An 821-nucleotide genomic window follows, 5' to 3' on the forward strand; every position below is an offset into this window, starting at 1 on the left:
CTAACTACGAGCCAGTGATCGGCATTATGGGTAAAACCGGTGTTGGGAAGAGCAGTCTGTGCAATGCCCTGTTTGCCGGAGATATATCACCGGTCAGCGATGTGGCGGCCTGTACACGTGAGCCACTGCGCTTTCGCCTGCAAGTCGGCGACCGCTATATAACGCTGATGGATCTGCCCGGCGTGGGCGAAAGTGGCGCTCGCGATACCGAGTATGCTGCGCTGTACCGCGAACAGCTTCCTCGCCTCGACCTGGTACTGTGGCTGATTAAGGCCGATGACCGGGCGCTGACGGTGGATGAACATTTTTATCATCAGGTGATTGGAGAGGTATACCGGCATAAGGTGCTGTTTGTTATCAGCCAGTCGGATAAGGCCGAACCTACCAGCGGTGGGGGACAGTTGTCCACGGCGCAGAAGCAGAATATCAGCCGCAAAATCTGCCTGCTGCATGAGCTGTTCCAGCCCGTCCATCCGGTGTGTGCTGTGTCGGTCCGTCTACAATGGGGGCTTAAGGTGATGGCCGAGCGGATGATTAAGTGCCTGCCACGTGAGGCCACCAGCCCGGTGGTGTCGCAACTCCATCCTTCCTTTCGCACGACGGTAGTCCGGGAACAGGCTCGTAGCGATTTTGGTGAAACCGTCGGGGCCGTACTCGATAGCATCAGTGCCTTTCCCCTGATACCCGCCCCGGTGCGGGCCGTCATTCAGGCCGTGCGCACCACCGTGGTGTCAGTGGCCCGTGCCGTCTGGGATTTCTTCTTCTGAGTATTTAACCCATCCCTGTTACTTCCCTGCCCCTGTCGCCGATGCGACGGGGAT

The 821-nt window shown here is 58.3% G+C and carries 1 protein-coding gene; it reads left to right on the forward strand.

Annotated features, from left to right (window positions below; all coding sequences use genetic code 11):
- Positions 1 to 767 (forward strand): GTPase family protein (locus tag FDX11_RS24455; protein WP_137398658.1); only part of this gene is annotated, 767 nt, incomplete at its 5' end.
- Positions 768 to 821 lie beyond the last annotated feature (54 nt).

The organism is Citrobacter sp. wls714, from assembly GCF_005281025.1.
Lineage (GTDB): Bacteria > Pseudomonadota > Gammaproteobacteria > Enterobacterales > Enterobacteriaceae > Citrobacter > Citrobacter werkmanii.